We start from the raw sequence: 16,827 nt of genomic DNA, 5'->3' as shown, positions 1-16,827 counted from the left end.
AGGGGGATTAATTCTAGAAGAAGTAATATACGCTTCCAATACGGTATACTTTAGAATTTAACGCGAAAAAGAGCATCTACTAGCTATCACAAAAGCCAATAGATACTCTTTCTTTTTTTATTTTTGAATAAACATTTGTGTCCAGTAATTACCTTCCTGTACATAGCCTACACCAATATGTGTGTAGCTTTTATTAAGGATATTGGCACGGTGTCCTTCACTGTTCATCCAGGCCGTTACAACTTCCTGTGCGGAGCGTTGGCCCTTCGCGATATTTTCACCAGCAGATTTATACGTAATACCGAAGTTTTTCATCATGGTAAAAGGTGTACCATACGTTGGACTTGTGTGGTCAAAGTAATTTTTATCCTGCATATCTTGCGACTTATATTTAGCAACCCTTGATAGCTCCCAATCTTCTTGCAATGCTGGAAGACCTGCTTTTGCCCGTTCTGCATTGACAAGTTTCACAACCTCTTGTTCAACTGTTGCCTGTTCTTTTACAGGGACGTTAATTTTTTGACCTGGAGAAATTTGATTTGGGTTAGCGAGTTGTGGGTTGGCATCAATTAATTCCTGTACACCCGTTTCTGTTTTTAATGCTATTTTCCATAGCGTATCACCAGATGTCACTGTATAGGATTCGGCGGCCATTGCCGCAACTGGCACTAATAATGAAGTTGCTACTACTGAAGCTAGTGCTGCTTTTTTTATTTTTTTAAACATGTTAATCACCCTTCCTAATTGCTCTACCATTATCGTAAATAGTTTTTGAGCCATAATCATCACAAAATATTTGGAAGGATTTTTACAATTGTATGACAAGCTCGCCATATGTTTAGTTAAAGCCCTTTCTCTCGCTATTCTTTCCCATTGGAATTGTCATCAAGTTGCAATATGTTTGTAATTGGCATACATTACTAATAGATTTAGTGATCAATTGCTGCACAAAATATCCTATTTTGCTAATTGCTTACGCTGTAATCGATAAATTAAGAGAATATAGAGCCAATCATAAAAGAGCGTTGCTACAGAAATAACGGTAATTAAAGGTGTGCGGAAGTATAGATAAAAGCCTACCGCTGCAAATAATGTACCCACCATCTTACAAACTGCTATCCCCATGGATTGACCAGCTAAATTCCCTCTTTGCAAGAGTAAAGCAATAAATAGACCTGACATCATAAGATTTTGAAAGAATGCTACGTACTTTCCTTCAAAATCTTGAAATTCATAGACTATACCTAAAATGATCAGCATGCTAAAGATTAACGTGATCAAAAAGGAGAAATACAATAGCTTTTTTGATAGCATCTTTCGATATTCATTTGGCGCATAACGTAAAAATTGCATCAAAATAAAGACATCCAATACAAACCAAATCAGCGTAATATAGCGTTGCAGGTCATTTTGTGGGTAGAAAAAGGCAAAGATAAATTCCCATGAAATATTGGCACAAATAGCGACCATAGGCATGCCATAGGTTTTATCTTGCCATCCTTTGTAAATAACAAGTATATATGTAAAAATCCAAAAAAGACCCATTCCTACTTGGCAAATGAATAATATGTCTTGTTCACTCAACATTCACGCTCTCCCCCTCTCTAGCATTCCTTCTACTATATGAGGAAATCGATTCTTTATGTCTAAAAGTTTGATAGACGGGTAAAGGAGTAGCTAAATAGTAAAAAACGGCAACCTATACATTCCACAAGCGATCCTATATAGTAAAACGAGGTGATTAAATGAAAATAAAAATGTATTTAGAGAATGAGCAATTTATCGCAGGAACAACCTTAAAAGATGAGATGGAAGTAGAACACAATAATATGGCTTTGCATAGTTGCCATGATGTTCAAGCTATCATTAACAATCGTCAGCATTTAGCTGCGACATTGAACTGTGATTTACAAAATTTTATTTGTACAGAGCAAACGCATAGTGCGAACTTTCATAAAGTCACATTAGCTGATCAAGGACGAGGAGCTGCACAAATGGATACAGCGGTGAAGAATACAGACGCGCTTTATACAGTTGAGCCTAACTTACTATTATGTAGTTTTACGGCAGATTGCGTGCCCGTTATTTTTTATAATGCTGTGAATGGACTTGTCGGTGTGATTCATTCGGGATGGCAAGGAACAGTCAAAGAAATAACACCCAAACTGTTTCAGCATCTTATGAATGAAGAACAGTGTCGACCTGAGGACTTTCATGTTCAAATCGGTATGGCACTGAGTCAGCAGAAATTTGAGGTAGACGCAGATGTATATGAAAAATTTCACAGTCTTGGTTATGCCGAAGAATTTATGTATTACAATGCAGAAACGAAAAAATACCACATTGATAATCAGCAGACAGTCAAAAAGCAATGTGAGCTTGCGGGTATTCCAGTGAATCAAATACAAATTGATGAAACCTGTACATTCCTTAGTCCCGATGGCTTTTCTTATCGTCAAGATAAACAAGCTGGAAGACATTTAAGCTTTATTATGCGAAAAACACACTAACAGCAAAGACCCTTCTTATCGAATGGGTCTTTGCTGTTATTTTAAAGTACCTGTACTAATAATGGACGTTTCTACATGGACCTTCACGTCTAATTTTCTAATAAGCTCTCTTGTTTTTTTCGATGTCCATTTTCCATGATGATACATTCTAAATTCTTCACTTAAGCCAGCTGGATCTACCTCTGTTTTATTTAATCGTGCTAAAAATTCACTAATATCCTGTTCCAACTGTTTATTCACATCTTTTTCCAGATCACTAATGCTTTCAACTGTAAATAAATGTGATTCTCTTTCTCCCTTATATTCGCTTAAAGTACCCTTTATTTTTAAGAAAATCGTTAATTTGGGTGATTCCATATTTTTATTACTCTCTTTTTTCACACTGCTCTCGATTAAATCAATCATTACCTTTTCTTCTCCATGTCCTGCATTTAAATCAAGATGCAATGGAGCAAGATTTTTCTGTCCACTTAAAGCTTGAATAACTAGTGCTTCCTCAGGTTTAATTAATTCATGCATCTGATTCCCTTTAAATATGGCAACGCCTTTAATCTCTAATTTCTCCCCTCGTTTTTCAACATAGGGTAATACTACATCAACTACTGGATTGGTAATCGAATACATAAAATCATGAATATTTGTATTGGGATTAAAAGCAGTATTGATACTCGGCTCTAATAGATTGTTCAAATAAAAATTAATACTTGGCTTATCAGGGTAATCCCCTTTTAAAATCGCTTCCGCATTATCCTTCACAACAGCTATCAATACTTTATTACCTACTTCCGCATTGCGATATAAGTGCTGAACAATTTTTCGAACATTCCCTTTCCGCGCAAAATCTTCGTTTACTAAGACAACTCGCAATTGATTGAAGACTATTTTTTTATCGGATTGCTTTTCTATTTCCACGATGCCGCTTGATACTAAATCTGTTGTGATAGAAAAAGTTTGTGTGTCTTTTTCTGCGTCTGGAGAATATTGGGGGATCGCTACTGTGAGTCTCATCTGGTTCTCATCGATATAGTCAAAAGCCATCGAGTCTACCATCCCAACATCTTCTAGAGGAACTTTTAATTCTTTTTTAGAACAGCCTGTAAGTAAAACGAAAATCAAAAAAGAAATGATGCATAGATGTTTATTTTTCATACCTGCACCTGCTTTTTTCGAATAACATATATCAGGATTAAAAACACTGGCCAGCTTACAAGCACATAGCCTACATAGTTACTTGCCATAAATAATTTTTCTTGGAATTCACGCGAAAAGGGCATTTTTACAATAAAGAAAATGATCAAGGCGATGATATACAACTGATAACTTTGCTTTTTCTTTTTAAGGAAGGTATCCATCCCCCTTTTTGCACACCATACATAGGCTGTAATCGAGGATAAGATTAGAAAAACCCAAAGCGTAATGCCAATGATATCGATTCGCTCAATAAAGGTAAATTCTCCTGCCTTAAATAGGTTTAATACTGAAAACTCTACATTTTTTAACTGCCACTCTGAATAATACATGACGCTAATAGCTGTTGTGATAAAGCATAAAAATATACTAATCCAAATACCGATTAAGGAATGACGAAATGCCTTTTTTTGATCGATGATATATGGAAAATAAAATAGAATTAATTCGTAACCAAGGATAGAAAAATATCCTTGCTTTAACGCTTCATAAAATTCCTGAGGCGTAAAATTAAAGAGAGGCAAAAAATGACTTGGATCACCTTTTTCAATGGCCCAGCGCGTAAAATAGAATAATCCAATGGTAATAAAAAATGTCATTATACAAAATCGTGCAATAGATTTAATACCCCCACTTACAATATAAATAAGTAGCAGTAAAAAGCAAAGTACAGGCAAGGTGATGGTTTGTTCCTGCAATGCTGTACTTTGAATTAAGTGCATATAATTACTAATAATCCCTGCACTAAAAACAATAAATTGAATAATGACGAGTAGATTTATAAATTTTCCGAGCCATTTTCCCAATAATATTTCATTCATTCGAAATAAATCATCATTGGGAAACTTCGAACAAAGCCATACCATCGCAAATAGTGTCAGGCTAGCAATCACACCAAAGAGAAGAGGCATAAATGATTGTGTGTAGCCCATAGGACTTATTTTCTGAGGGAGCGAAAGGATACCGGTACCAATCATAATACTTTGCGCTAAGAAGATGACATGATAACGATTTAAGACCTTTCCTTTTGTTGTATTCAAAGTTAACCACCTCATTCTCATTCTGACACTATTTTTTCTGTACTTTTGAAATACCAGTCTTACTTCTTATATATTTAGTTGGAAATCGGATGACACTATCCAATAAATCGCTTGGCTTTCTTGGAATGGCAGGTGTCATATAATGCGTCCCTAAGGATTTGAGACTTAATAGATGGTGGATTAACCACGCAAAGGCGAGCATCTGTCCAAACAAGCCAAATAAACCTGCTGATAAGATAAAAATATAACGGATAAATCGGCTAGTATTACTCATTAAGAAAATGGGCGGTAAGAAGGAAAGTAGTGCTGAGGTAGCAACTAATACAATGAGTATATTACTGAGTAATCCAGCTTCTACGGCAGCTGTACCAATTACAATACCTCCTACGATACCAATGGTTTGTCCGACTTTGGCAGGCATTCGGGAACCTGCTTCTCGCAACACTTCAATAATAAGCTCGATAAATAATACCTCAATCAGTGGTGGAAAAGGTACCTTACTTCTTGATTCTTGAAGATTTAGTAATAATTCATATGGCAAAATTTCTGGGTGGAAGGTTAAGGCTGATATATACATTGGTGTAATCATGATCGTTAAGAAAAAACCAAAAAAGCGCAGCATCCTTAATAAAGATGCTGTTGTCCAACGGTTGTAGTAATCCTCAATTGACACGAACATTTCAAAAAAAGATGTGGGACAGACAATAGCTAGTTGACTATTATCCATAAAAACGACGATTCTACCATCCAGCAGATAACGGCAAATACTATCTGGACGGACTGTCATGTAATATTGAGGAAAGGGCGATAATGGATTATCCTCAATTAATTGCTTCAACACGGATATATCCGTAAATAACGGATAATCTACCTGGTCAATACGGTTTCTTAAATCATCTAAATTTTCATGGCTCACGATATTATCCATATACATAATCGATATTTTAATATTGGCTTCTGACCCAACAATTCGGTTTTCATTTTTTAGCATGGAGCTTTGAATCCGTCTTCTCACTAACGATATATTCGTTTCCAGTGATTCTGTAAATGCATCCTGTGGACCAATTACAGTCGACTCTGTTTCCGTATCCGTAATGGCTCTTGTAGGCGCGCTATACGTGTCGACGCTTAATAGGGCGTTGGTTTCGTGAAAAAAAAGAAGGGTTTGCCCAGCATTCAATTTTTTAACGACACCCTTCACATCCTTCGGGTCCACATATTGAGCCATTTGATGAATTTGTTTCAAATTATTAGCTAGTGGAATCGTCACCATGGTTTGTAAAGTCATTTTTTCGATGAGTGAGGAGAAATAAATGACCGTCACATCCCCTTCTTCTGTAGCGATCATTTTCAGTTTTACGTCATCGACTTCGTTAATCTCTTGCTTTAATTTAGCGACAATCTGCTCGGGTATCTCGTTCATTTTCGCTCCACCCCTTTTGTTCCGATAAATACCAGTCCATATCACTCAGTTTTTAGTAGTTTGTCTTTTTTTCATTTAATTATGTAAAAATTGTGCTAGCAAAAATAGCCATACAAAAAGGATGCATCCCAATTAGAGATACATCCTTAAAGGTTATTCTATAGAATCTTTGCTGTATCGGTTTTTACCAATACCAAATACGTAGTAGCTAATGGTTACGAGAATCAAGAAAATAATGCCCACTATTAATGACACGCGTGTATCATCATTGAACCACATGCCGACTAGTACCATGATTAAAAAGATGATTGTTACATAGTTTGTAATCGGTGCGAACGGCATTTTAAAAGGATGCTTTGCTAGCTGCGCTCCCTTTGCTTTTCTAAAACGAATTTGACTGATTAAAATGATAAACCATGGAATCATCCCTGGTAAAACACTTGCACTATACACATAAACAAATAAGTTTTCAGGGGCAATATAACTTAAAATAACCCCAACGACTAAGCCAACTAATACGCCCGCTGTTCCAAATAAAGGCACGCCATTACTAGAAAGCTTAGCGAAAAATTTTGGTGCTTGTCCATTCATAGCAAGTGTATATAACATACGTCCAGCACTATAGATTCCACTGTTACACCCTGACATTGCAGCTGTGATGACGACGAAATTAATAATACCTGCAGCAGCTGTGATACCTACCTTAGCAAATGTCGCAACGAAAGGACTACCAATTGTGCCAAGCTCATCCCAAGGATACACTGTAACAATGACAAAGATTGCACCGATATAGAAAATTAAAATACGCCAAATAATGCTTTGGATGGCATTCGTAATCGTTTGTTGAGGATTTTTTGCTTCTCCTGCTGTAATCCCAATGAGCTCCACCCCTTGATAGGCAGCAACGACTAAAGATAAGGCAAAGAAAAATCCTGTCCAGCCACCTGTAAAGAAGCCACCGTGACTCCAAAGATTGGATAAGCCAATTGCTATTCCATCATTGCCAAAGCCAAAGAAGATGAGTCCGACCCCTGCAATAATCATTAAAATAATCGTAACAATTTTAATCATCGCAAACCAGAATTCAAATTCTCCAAACGATTTGACAGAAATGAAGTTTGCCACACCCAAAATCACCATTGCAATTAGACCAGGTATCCAAGCTGGTAATTCTGGATACCAATATTGCATATACGTTCCTACTGCTATAATTTCAGACATCCCAACAATAACCCATTGGAACCAGTTACTCCACGCTGTTAAATACCCTGCTAAAGGATGAATATATTTATAGCCAAATGTGGCAAAAGAGCCTGTACTTGGCTCCATATAAAGCATCTCACCCATTGCCCTCATAATGAAAAAAATAAAAATACCTGCAATACCATAGGCAAGGAGTACAGAAGGTCCTGTCCATTGAATAGCACTTGCTGAGCCCATAAATAGCCCAACACCAATCGTACCGCCAAGTGCAATCATTTGAATATGACGTGCTTCTAATCCTCTTTTCAATTCCTTATTGGCCACTCCATAACGCCTCTTTTCCTGTTGTTCTTTCTACGATGTTTTTACTTTAAAATAATAATCAATTTTTCTAAAAAAGACAAATGTATTTTTAGGAAAAACAAAAAATATTGCTATTTTAATAGAATAACAAAAAATAGGTAATAACGACGATTTAATTGATGTTTGTACGAAATATGGTGTTACTTCAACATAATTTAAATCAGAAAATTCAAAAAAACTCTATTCCATTCAAGTCGAAAGGAATAGAGTTTGCTTCGTTATTGTAATAAAGTTTGTTCGTGTAATTTAGCAGAGAAGTATTTACGTGCATCTGCTGTTAGAATTTGTAGCAAAGTCACTTCTTCTTGACGTGCAAATTCTACAAACATCCCACTTAAATTTTCGTAGACATATTTGATTTTAAAGCCACTATCTAAATAATGATCTACTTTTTGAATTTCCTCTGTGCTTTGTTGGAATTCAGACATGCCATCACCTCACCTTCTTTTGAAAATGTCTTGATGTTGTCTCACTTACTCGGCACCCTTCATCTCTAACAGAGGATCTGGTTGCTCCATCAGTTCATCTTCATCCGGAGTCGTCGTTGGAGCTGTTGGTTGGCCAAATATTTCATCTAAATTATGTCCGACAGTAATACCTAAATATTTGGCATCACTTGGATCATCTAGCTCAGCTTGTGGATACTTTTTAAACCACCAATACTTCGCTAATACATAATATACAATCGCGCCTACAGCGAACCCTACTAAAGAAGAGTAAGTTGAAAATATATTGGCAACTGCACCACCGATTACCCAAGCGATTAATCCAGCCATATTAAAGCCCTTATAATATTTAAATTGCCCATCTAATTCATAAAGCTCTTTGACATGTACGCGCCGTTTACGAATCAGGTAGTAATCAGCAAATAAAATACCTACAATTGCTGTTAAAATACCGCCAATGATTAATAGGACATTGACCATGACATCAAATAGACTCCAGGGCTGTGCAAGAATACCAATAATCCCTGCAATAACTACCCCTACCCAGAATGGCACTTTCGGTCCACCGATATTAGAGAAAATAGTAGCTGCTGGTACAACGTTGGCAGAGGTATTTGTCGACCATTGTGCTAATACAATCATCAGCAATAGAATTCCAAGAATAAAGCCGCTTGCACTTTGCTGTAAGGCATTTATTGGGTCTGCCGAGGCAACTGCCATATAGCAAACTGCACCAATCGTAACAATGAATGTGTTTGTAATGGGCATGACAATTAAAGAGCCTACAAGCTGTGTTTTATTACGCTTGAACCAATTACGCTCATTTTTGGGTGCTTTAAAGAAGCGGGACAAGGATGGCATATCTGCTGCTAAGGTTGCCCAAAAGCCCATATTTGCCATCACCACTACCATGAAGGCGGTAAAAGCAGCGAAGCCTGTTGTTGGGGTTTCCACCCACGTCCAAATATTTTTTCCCTGAGATGTTGCACTATCTGCCAATGTGTAATACATCCAACAAGAAATTAAAATAATGACAGGGGCTGCTAAATCAGCAAAACGCTCAATGGATTTAATACCAAGAGATGTATTAAAGAGTTGAAGCGCTGCAAACACAAGGAAGCAGATAAACCAATTATCAAAGCCAAACAATAAATTTAAAATTCCGTTTATCGCTAATGCACCAAAATACGTATTCAAACCAAACCAACAGGCAGCTGTAACACCACGTACAAGAGAAGGTATATGAGTACCGAATGTGCCAAATGGTGCACGCATATAAACAGGGAAAGATAATCCATGCTCTATTCCGATGTCACCAATTAACGTCATAAAGACGCCAATTAAACAAGAACCTACCAATGTTGCCACAATCACCATTGGTAAGGATAAATTCATAATAGCCGAACCACCAATGGCAAAAGCCGCTAATACAATTGCCATTCCTATCCAAATCACCGCAAAACCAAATGTTCCAATATTTCTTTGTTGATGTGTCACTGGAAGTAAATCTGGGGATTTTAAATAATTCCCTTCACGTTCCATAATGTTTCTCTCCTTTTTTTCTAATTTCCGTGACAACCTACTTGAAGTGCCTTCCTTCACCCAAAATGCTGAAGGAAGGTGGAATTTCGATTTTAATCTTTATTCAAAAATGAACAACGGTCCTTTATTTTGATAGACTGCTAAGAAGTGATTGGCGTTCATTCCATGTCATTGGCGGAATTGTAGATGGGCGTTCAACCATTGAAATGGCTCCATCGACAGGACAAACAATTGAGCATAAATTACAGCCTACGCAGTCTTCCTCACGAACCTTTAGCATTGGGCGACCATCCTCCGTATAAAGGTCAATACATTGATGGGATGTATCCTCGCAAGCAATATGACACTTATTGCAATTAATACAAACATCATTATTAATTTCTGCGACAATTTTATAATTTAAATCTAAATCACCCCAGTTTGAATACCTTTGTACAGAGCGACCAACTAAATCCATGACGGAAGCTAGACCTTTATCATCTAAGTAGTTATTCAGCCCATCAATCATATCCTCCACAATACTAAAGCCATGATGCATTGCTGCTGTACATACCTGTACGCCTGTCGCACCCATTAAAATAAATTCCGCTGCATCCTGCCAATTGGAGATCCCCCCAATGCCCGAAATCGGTACATTGACTAATGGATTACGAGCACATTCTGCAACCATGTTCAGTGCAATTGGTTTAACTGCTGGACCACAATAGCCCCCATGAGCTCCTTTTCCAGCCACATGTGGTACTGTATTCCAAGAATCTAAATCAACACCAGCTAAACTGTTAATCGTATTAATCATACTCACAGCATCTGCTCCACCTCGTGTTGCCGCTTCCGCCGTCACGGTAATATCCGTAATGTTGGGCGTTAGTTTAACAATAACAGGTGTACGCGCCGCTTCCTTTACCCAGTACGTTTGTTTTTCCACCAATTCAGGGACTTGACCAGAGGCAGAACCCATGCCTCGTTCTGCCATCCCATGTGGACAACCAAAGTTAAGCTCAAGACCATCAACCCCCACATCTTCTACTCGTTTGACAATTTCATGCCATTTTTCTTGCTTTGGTTCCACCATTAACGAGGCAATAATTGCGTGATTAGGAAATTTCTTTTTCGTCTCATAAATTTCTTGTAAATTCACTTCTAATGGTCGATCCGTAATTAATTCAATATTGTTAAAGCCTGCCACACGTTGGCCATTATAGCTAACTGCTGCAAAACGGGAAGACACATTTAAAATCGGTTCTCCTAACGTTTTCCAAACTGCGCCACCCCAGCCCGCTTCAAATGCACGTTGGACTTGATAGCCTGAATTCGTTGGTGGAGCAGATGCTAGCCAAAATGGATTCGGCGATTTGATGCCCGCTAAATTAATGCGTAAGTCTGCCATATAAGTTCCCCCTCTATCCGTACTAACAATCTTTTGTCAACTGAAAGCATAGTGCCAGATACAGGCTGTATGACCACCATTTCAAAACATAGGCTAATGTAATCATTCAGATGGGGGATTAACAGCCTGTATAAACCCGATTGGTGAATCTAACAATCAGTGGAGAAAGAGCCTCACTGATTGAAGGTTCACTTTATGCAATCTCACTTGGTTTTCTTAAACGTTCATGAATCTTATATGCTGCATCTTTTCCTTGCTGTACAGCGGTCACTACCATCGCTTCACCCTGGCCATTACCAAAGACAACATCTCCACATGCAAATACTTTGTCATTGGACGTTTGCATTGTTGTCTCATCAATGTCTACGACACCATTTGTATGAGCTAAACCAAAGGCTTCAATTAACGATACAAAACGAGTTTGCCCGATGGCTTTAATAACAGCATCCACTTCAATGATAAAATTGGAGCCCTTTACTTCTTCAGGGCGTTGTCGACCATCAGGACCTGCCTCACCAAGCTTCATTTTCACACATTCAATGCCTGTCACCTTTCCTGCTTCATTGCCAATAATTTTTTTAGGTGCAGTTAGCCATTTAAATGCCACACCATCCTGCTTGGCAAATTCATATTCAAATTTGTATGCTGTCATTTCTTTTTCTGTTCTACGATAGAGAATTTGTACATTATCTGCGCCTAAACGCACCGCACTTGTAGCACCGTCTATCGCCGTGTTTCCAGCACCGATTACGGCTACTCGTTTCCCTACAATATCATTTGTAAGCGGTCCCATTTTTGTTTTTCGAATAAACTCAATGGCATCATGTACCCCTTCTAATTCTTCCCCATCAATGCCCAAATTTGGGACAGCACCCATACCGACAGCTAAAATCACACTGTCATACTGAGCCAAAATTTCATCAGCAGAAATATCCACACCTACAGCTGTATTCGTTTGAATGTCCACACCGAGCTGTTCAATCTGCTCTACTTCCCAATCTACGACATCATTTGGTAATCGGAATGCTACAATCCCATAGCTTCCTAAGCCCCCTGCCTTCGCTTCAGCCTCATAAATAGTTACTTGATAGCCTAAACGACTGAGCTCACGAGCTGCCGACAAACCAGCAGGACCTGCCCCTACAATGGCTATTTTCTGTCCATTATGTGGACCTGCCTTAAATAGCTGAGCATTGGTTTCCATTGCCCAATCCGTTGCATAACGTTGTAACTCACCAATTTTAATTGGCTTTGTTGAAGAATTTAAGACACACGCCCCTTCACACAGTTCTTCCGTTGGACAAACTCTTGCACAGCTTGCACCAATTGGGTTTGCTTCTAATATAGTCGTAGCAGAACCCTTCATATTACCAGATGCAATTTTTTTTATGAAATTTGGTATTTGAATACTTGTTGGACATGCTTTAATACATGGTGCGTCATAGCAATACAAACAACGATTGGCTTCCTCAATAGCCTCATTCTTTGTCATCTTACCTTTTAATTCCACAAAATTACGTCTAAGCTGCACGGTCATTGCATTTTCTTGAATCGGAACCATTTCCACATCCCCCTCATGTGTTCATTTTTTCCGTACCCTAATTACGAAACCGATTGTTTTGCTCTCCAGTCAAAACAATCGGTCTATCCTGTAGGAAGCTAAATGTTTAGAGCTTCCGCAGTTACTGTTTTTAATGGACGTTTAATGTATCGTCCACTGCCAAGTACACCTACAAATTCTTTATTTTTAATGACATATTCCCCACGTACGAGTACACTAACAGGCTCACCTGTTACCTCCCAGCCTTCATATGGGTTATAGTCCACATTCATATGATGTGTTTTAGCTGAAATTTGACGCTGTGCCTCTGGGTCAAAAATGACGATATCCGCATCTGAACCAATTGCAATCGTTCCTTTTTGCGGGAATAAGCCAAATATTTTTGCGGCACTAGTAGAGATCATATCAACAAATTCATGGATGGAAATTCTGCCTTTTGCCACGCCCTCAGAGTATAAAATACTGAAGCGGTCTTCAATGAATGGTCCGCCATTTGGAATTTTCGAGAAATCATTTAAGCCTAATTGCTTTTTACCTTTAAAGCTAAAGGAGCATTGATCTGAGCCAATCGTCTGTAGCTGTTTTGCCTTTAAGGCATTCCATAAATGTTCTTGATGATATTTAGGACGAAGTGGCGGTGACCAAACATATTTGGCTCCTTCAAAGCCTGGTTGCGCTAATGCGGATTGATCGAGCGTTAAATACGGTGGACAAGTTTCACCATAAACATCATAGCCCTTTTCACGAGCGGCAATAATTTCATCTACCGCTTCTTTACAAGTCACATGCACCACATAGAGCTTCGCACCAGCTATATGCGCTAATTCGATAGCACGCTTTGTTGCCTCTCCTTCCAATTCCGCTGGACGAGTTAGTGCATGATAGATCGGTTCCTTATGTCCAGCACGTCTTGCCTCCTCTACTAGCTCATCTATAACAGAGCCATTTTCACAATGGACCATCACTATCGCACCAAGATCCTTAGCGATTTTAAAGGCTTTAAATAATGTACGATCTGTCGCTTGGAATTCTTTTGCATAAGCCATGAAGACCTTAACAGAAGTAATGCCCTCTTGCTCCAACAATTGTGGTAATTCAGCTTCGGTTTCAGGTGTTAGATCACCAATCATCAAGTGGAAGCCATAGTCAATAGCAGATTTTCCTTTTGCCTTGTCATGCCATTTCTCTACGGCTGTTGCTAATTTTTCTTCTCCTGCTGTTAAACAGAAATCTAAAATAGTAGTTGTCCCACCAAAAGCCGCTGCAATGGTGCCTGATTTCCAATCATCATCCGTCACCGTGTTATTGAATGGCATGTCTAAATGCGTATGGGGATCAATGCCTCCAGGCAATACGTACTTGCCTGTAGCATCAATAATTTCGGCGCCAGCATCCGTTAAATTTTGTCCAATTTGAACAATTTTCCCGTTCTCAATTAAAATATCTGCCTCAAATACATCAGCAGCAGTTGCTACTCGTCCACCTTTAATGATTTTTTTCACTATGCCTCTCACCCTTCATCACAAAATTAGAGAATGCTTGATAGTTAATGCAGTGTATATGTTTCGCCCATACTAAACTTCGTTTGTAGCGTTAACACCGTTTCCAATAAAATATCTGCGCCCTTTGCACAATCTTCAAAGGCTGTTTCCTCTTCTTCACAATGACTCTTCCCTTCAATACTTGGAACAAAAATCATCGCGGAAGGAACCATACTTGCCATATACTGTGCATCATGTCCAGCGCCACTAAACATACGATGAGATGAATAGCCAAAGCTTTGACAAGCTCTTTCTACTTCATTGCAAATCGCACTATCAAAATACACGGTATCTCTGCCCCATAACTTGACAGGCTGAATATGGCATCCGCCCGCTGTCTCAGGAAGCGCGTTGAGAATATCCTCAACCTGTTGCATGACCTCTGGCTTTTGATGACGTGAATCAATTGTAAATGTCACCTTATTTGGGATAACGGTATGAATATTCGGGGAAACATTCATACGACCAAAAGTAAAAACAAGTTGTTCGTCAATTTTTCCTAATTGTTCATATAGCTCTTTAATGATAGTTGATGCCACAATCATTGGGTCTTTACGCATTGGCATTGGGGTTGTACCTGCATGGTTTGATTGCCCACTAATTGTAATTTCATAGCAGACCATGCCTAGCACACCTTCAACAACACCAATTTCCTGCTGTTTTGCTTCTAATACTGGCCCTTGTTCAATATGCAATTCGATATAAGCAAGTGCCTCCTTCAGACGATTGGCTTGCTCTCCCTCATAGCCACTTGCTTGTAAAGCTTGTTGAAAACGAATGCCGTTTTTATCTGTAGATTGTAGCATTTTTTCTTTGTCAAATTTTGAGGTAATGACGCCTGAACTCATCATGGCTGGATCAAAACGTGCCCCTTCTTCATTCGTGAAATTGACAATCGTAAGAGGAATGTCCACTTCGATATCATTTTCCTTTATTGTTCGAATGGCCTCGATCGCTGTTAGTACACCTAACACACCATCAAATTTTCCACCTTTTTCTACTGAATCTAGATGGGAACCCATGACAATGGGTGGCACATTCTTTTTACCAGGAAGAGTGGCGTAAATGTTGCCCATATCGTCCACCTGAATATCCATTCCTAACGTTTTGCAACACTCACAAAAATAGTTTCTTGCTAATACATCCTCATTCGAAAGAGACAAACGTGTGACGCCACCATTTTCGGTGGCCCCAAATTGACTAAATTGTTCAATTAACTCTTGCAATCGTCTACTATTACATTTATACATATGCAAGTCCTCTCTTTCACAGTAGTTAATAAACATTCTAAAATAGATAAAATTTGTGAGATATGGATAGTAAACTAAAAAAATATGTGCAACTGCACATCATATATGGTAAGTTATGTTCATAATTAAGGGGGGAACGTATGGGGACGATTCGTAAAATTGTAGAGGGAGTTCATTTCCCAATGCTCACATTAGTCGCTGGACATAGTGGTACGTATCGCAGAGTTACTGGTATTAATGTTGTGGAAAGCAGTCATTTAATCATGTTTTGTAGACCCAATGAATTAGTCGTCACAACAGGTATTAATTTAGATGCGCAGCAAGACTCCTTGGAACATCTTGTCAAACAGGCATACACGAAAAAAGTAGCTGGCTTTATCATTAATACAGGACCATTCATTCCTAGCATTCCAGAAGCCGTCATCTCTTTTGCCAATCAACATGATTTCCCAATTTTTCAAATGCCATGGAATTATCGCATTGCTGATCTATTAAAAACTACCTTTCAATTTATTGCCAATCACCATCAAGAGCTTTCTATCGAAGAAAAGGTTCTTTTCAATCTACTATTTCATTACAAACAAAACACTAACACAATGAAAGATCAACTAGCACAGCTAGGATTTCCTCAAGGAAGAGAATTAGCGATCATAACTTGTACAACCATTGGCTCCAAAGCAGCTATTGACCGTTATGAGGTCATGATCCAATTCGCTTTTCAAAATCGCTATCAACGCTTCTTAAAATTAAAGCATAAAAATCACCTCATCTTTTTAATTGATAAAGCACAAATCAATACACCTAATATACCCTTCTCAAAAGTTGTAGAAGAAATCTATGAAAAAATCACGCTAAAAAATGGTTACTTGGATATTATTATCGGCAAAGGTAACTTTCATAAAGAGCTAGAAAATGTTCGCCAAAGCTATGATGAGTCCTTAACCGTCATCCATTTAGCACAGCTTCATAACAATCGTTATTTGTATAAATACAAAGAAATCGGTGCCTATAAAATATTGATGGCTGTGAAAAATCAGCCCCTAATGAAATCGTTTAGTCAGGATATTTTAGGACAGCTTTATCACTATGATGAACTACATGGGACAGACTATGTACCTTTTTTACGTATTTTTGTTGAGGAAAATGGCAGTACAAGCAGGATTAGTGAACGTCAATTTATACATCGAAACACCGTCCTCTATAAAATTAAGAAAATTGAAATGCTATTAGATATGGACTTAAGCAATCCCTTTACGAAGACTAATTTGTATATTGCCTTTTTAATTGAGGATGTCTTGATGCATCAATAGCCTGTCACAACATTAAATTAACTGAATTATCTTTCTCATTAAATACTCCTTCTAAAATTCTTG

The 16,827-nt window shown here is 38.2% G+C and carries 14 protein-coding genes; 2 read left to right on the top strand and 12 right to left on the bottom strand.

What is annotated here, in order from left to right; genetic code table 11:
* Window positions 1-117: 117 nt before the first annotated feature.
* Both L6W14_RS07005 and L6W14_RS07000 read right to left on the bottom strand, forming a co-directional pair.
* Window positions 118-726 (bottom strand): CAP domain-containing protein, encoded by a 609-nt coding sequence (locus tag L6W14_RS07005; protein WP_054550735.1) that lies wholly within the window; start codon window positions 724-726, stop codon window positions 118-120.
* A gap of 231 nt (window positions 727-957) precedes the next feature.
* The gene (locus L6W14_RS07000; protein ID WP_131519699.1) at window positions 958-1,587 is read right to left on the bottom strand and encodes a transmembrane-type terpene cyclase; all 630 of its coding nucleotides are present in this window, start codon (window positions 1,585-1,587) and stop codon (window positions 958-960) included.
* Window positions 1,588-1,745: 158 nt separating this feature from the next.
* Between L6W14_RS07000 and pgeF the strand changes: the two genes are divergently transcribed.
* Window positions 1,746-2,510, top strand: a complete 765-nt coding sequence (gene pgeF, locus L6W14_RS06995; RefSeq protein ID WP_237900104.1) for a peptidoglycan editing factor PgeF — start codon at window positions 1,746-1,748, stop codon at window positions 2,508-2,510.
* A 36-nt stretch (window positions 2,511-2,546) separates the two neighbouring features.
* On the opposite strand, the gene L6W14_RS06990 is transcribed toward pgeF, so the two are convergent.
* The 10 genes from L6W14_RS06990 to L6W14_RS06945 all read right to left on the bottom strand — a co-directional run bounded on the left by L6W14_RS06990 (window position 2,547) and on the right by L6W14_RS06945 (window position 15,454).
* Window positions 2,547-3,659, bottom strand: a complete 1,113-nt coding sequence (locus L6W14_RS06990; protein ID WP_237900091.1) for a Ger(x)C family spore germination protein — start codon at window positions 3,657-3,659, stop codon at window positions 2,547-2,549.
* Entirely contained in the window at window positions 3,656-4,738 is a 1,083-nt protein-coding gene (locus L6W14_RS06985) for a GerAB/ArcD/ProY family transporter (protein WP_131519696.1), read from the bottom strand. The genes L6W14_RS06990 and L6W14_RS06985 overlap by 4 nt, the downstream gene beginning before the upstream one ends.
* A 28-nt stretch (window positions 4,739-4,766) precedes the next feature.
* Entirely contained in the window at window positions 4,767-6,161 is a 1,395-nt protein-coding gene (locus L6W14_RS06980) for a spore germination protein (RefSeq protein WP_053075663.1), read from the bottom strand.
* Window positions 6,162-6,314: 153 nt separating this feature from the next.
* Window positions 6,315-7,688, bottom strand: coding sequence for an amino acid permease (locus L6W14_RS06975; RefSeq protein WP_131519695.1), 1,374 nt, complete (start codon window positions 7,686-7,688; stop codon window positions 6,315-6,317).
* Window positions 7,689-7,945: 257 nt separating this feature from the next.
* Window positions 7,946-8,155 (bottom strand): hypothetical protein, encoded by a 210-nt coding sequence (locus tag L6W14_RS06970; RefSeq protein WP_004232753.1) that lies wholly within the window; start codon window positions 8,153-8,155, stop codon window positions 7,946-7,948.
* 45 nt (window positions 8,156-8,200) lie between these two features.
* Complete coding sequence (locus L6W14_RS06965; RefSeq protein ID WP_237900089.1) at window positions 8,201-9,715, bottom strand: NCS1 family transporter; 1,515 nt, start codon at window positions 9,713-9,715, stop codon at window positions 8,201-8,203.
* A 124-nt stretch (window positions 9,716-9,839) separates the two neighbouring features.
* Window positions 9,840-11,102: an NAD-dependent dihydropyrimidine dehydrogenase subunit PreA gene (gene preA, locus L6W14_RS06960; protein WP_048389894.1), complete on the bottom strand. Its 1,263-nt coding sequence runs from the start codon at window positions 11,100-11,102 to the stop codon at window positions 9,840-9,842.
* A gap of 193 nt (window positions 11,103-11,295) precedes the next feature.
* The gene (locus L6W14_RS06955; RefSeq protein WP_131519692.1) at window positions 11,296-12,663 is read right to left on the bottom strand and encodes an NAD(P)-dependent oxidoreductase; all 1,368 of its coding nucleotides are present in this window, start codon (window positions 12,661-12,663) and stop codon (window positions 11,296-11,298) included.
* A 98-nt stretch (window positions 12,664-12,761) separates the two neighbouring features.
* Entirely contained in the window at window positions 12,762-14,165 is a 1,404-nt protein-coding gene (gene hydA / locus L6W14_RS06950; RefSeq protein ID WP_131519691.1) for a dihydropyrimidinase, read from the bottom strand.
* Window positions 14,166-14,209: 44 nt separating this feature from the next.
* Window positions 14,210-15,454 (bottom strand): Zn-dependent hydrolase, encoded by a 1,245-nt coding sequence (locus tag L6W14_RS06945; RefSeq protein WP_131519690.1) that lies wholly within the window; start codon window positions 15,452-15,454, stop codon window positions 14,210-14,212.
* Between the two features lie 140 nt (window positions 15,455-15,594).
* On the opposite strand from L6W14_RS06945, the gene L6W14_RS06940 reads away from it, so the two are divergent.
* The gene (locus tag L6W14_RS06940; protein ID WP_237900087.1) at window positions 15,595-16,764 is read left to right on the top strand and encodes a PucR family transcriptional regulator; all 1,170 of its coding nucleotides are present in this window, start codon (window positions 15,595-15,597) and stop codon (window positions 16,762-16,764) included.
* The last annotated feature ends 63 nt before the right edge of the window (window positions 16,765-16,827 follow it).

It is taken from the genome of Lysinibacillus sp. ACHW1.5 (assembly GCF_022014815.1).
In the GTDB taxonomy this organism is placed as follows: Bacteria; Bacillota; Bacilli; order Bacillales_A; family Planococcaceae; genus Lysinibacillus; species Lysinibacillus capsici.
Note: the sequence above shows the minus strand (reverse complement) of the source record. Positions and strands in the feature narration are given on the sequence as shown.

Excerpts from the sequence above, each read along its gene's own strand:
- L6W14_RS06955 (WP_131519692.1), bottom strand. The coding sequence starts at position 12,663 with ATGGTTCCGATTCAAGAAAATGCAATGACCGTGCAGCTTAGACGTAAT.
- L6W14_RS07000 (WP_131519699.1), bottom strand. The coding sequence starts at position 1,587 with ATGTTGAGTGAACAAGACATATTATTCATTTGCCAAGTAGGAATGGGT.
- preA (WP_048389894.1), bottom strand. The coding sequence starts at position 11,102 with ATGGCAGACTTACGCATTAATTTAGCGGGCATCAAATCGCCGAATCCA.
- L6W14_RS06970 (WP_004232753.1), bottom strand. The coding sequence starts at position 8,155 with ATGTCTGAATTCCAACAAAGCACAGAGGAAATTCAAAAAGTAGATCAT.
- L6W14_RS06990 (WP_237900091.1), bottom strand. The coding sequence starts at position 3,659 with ATGAAAAATAAACATCTATGCATCATTTCTTTTTTGATTTTCGTTTTA.
- L6W14_RS06940 (WP_237900087.1), top strand. The coding sequence starts at position 15,595 with ATGGGGACGATTCGTAAAATTGTAGAGGGAGTTCATTTCCCAATGCTC.
- L6W14_RS06965 (WP_237900089.1), bottom strand. The coding sequence starts at position 9,715 with ATGGAACGTGAAGGGAATTATTTAAAATCCCCAGATTTACTTCCAGTG.
- L6W14_RS06945 (WP_131519690.1), bottom strand. The coding sequence starts at position 15,454 with ATGTATAAATGTAATAGTAGACGATTGCAAGAGTTAATTGAACAATTT.
- L6W14_RS07005 (WP_054550735.1), bottom strand. The coding sequence starts at position 726 with ATGTTTAAAAAAATAAAAAAAGCAGCACTAGCTTCAGTAGTAGCAACT.
- L6W14_RS06980 (WP_053075663.1), bottom strand. The coding sequence starts at position 6,161 with ATGAACGAGATACCCGAGCAGATTGTCGCTAAATTAAAGCAAGAGATT.
- pgeF (WP_237900104.1), top strand. The coding sequence starts at position 1,746 with ATGAAAATAAAAATGTATTTAGAGAATGAGCAATTTATCGCAGGAACA.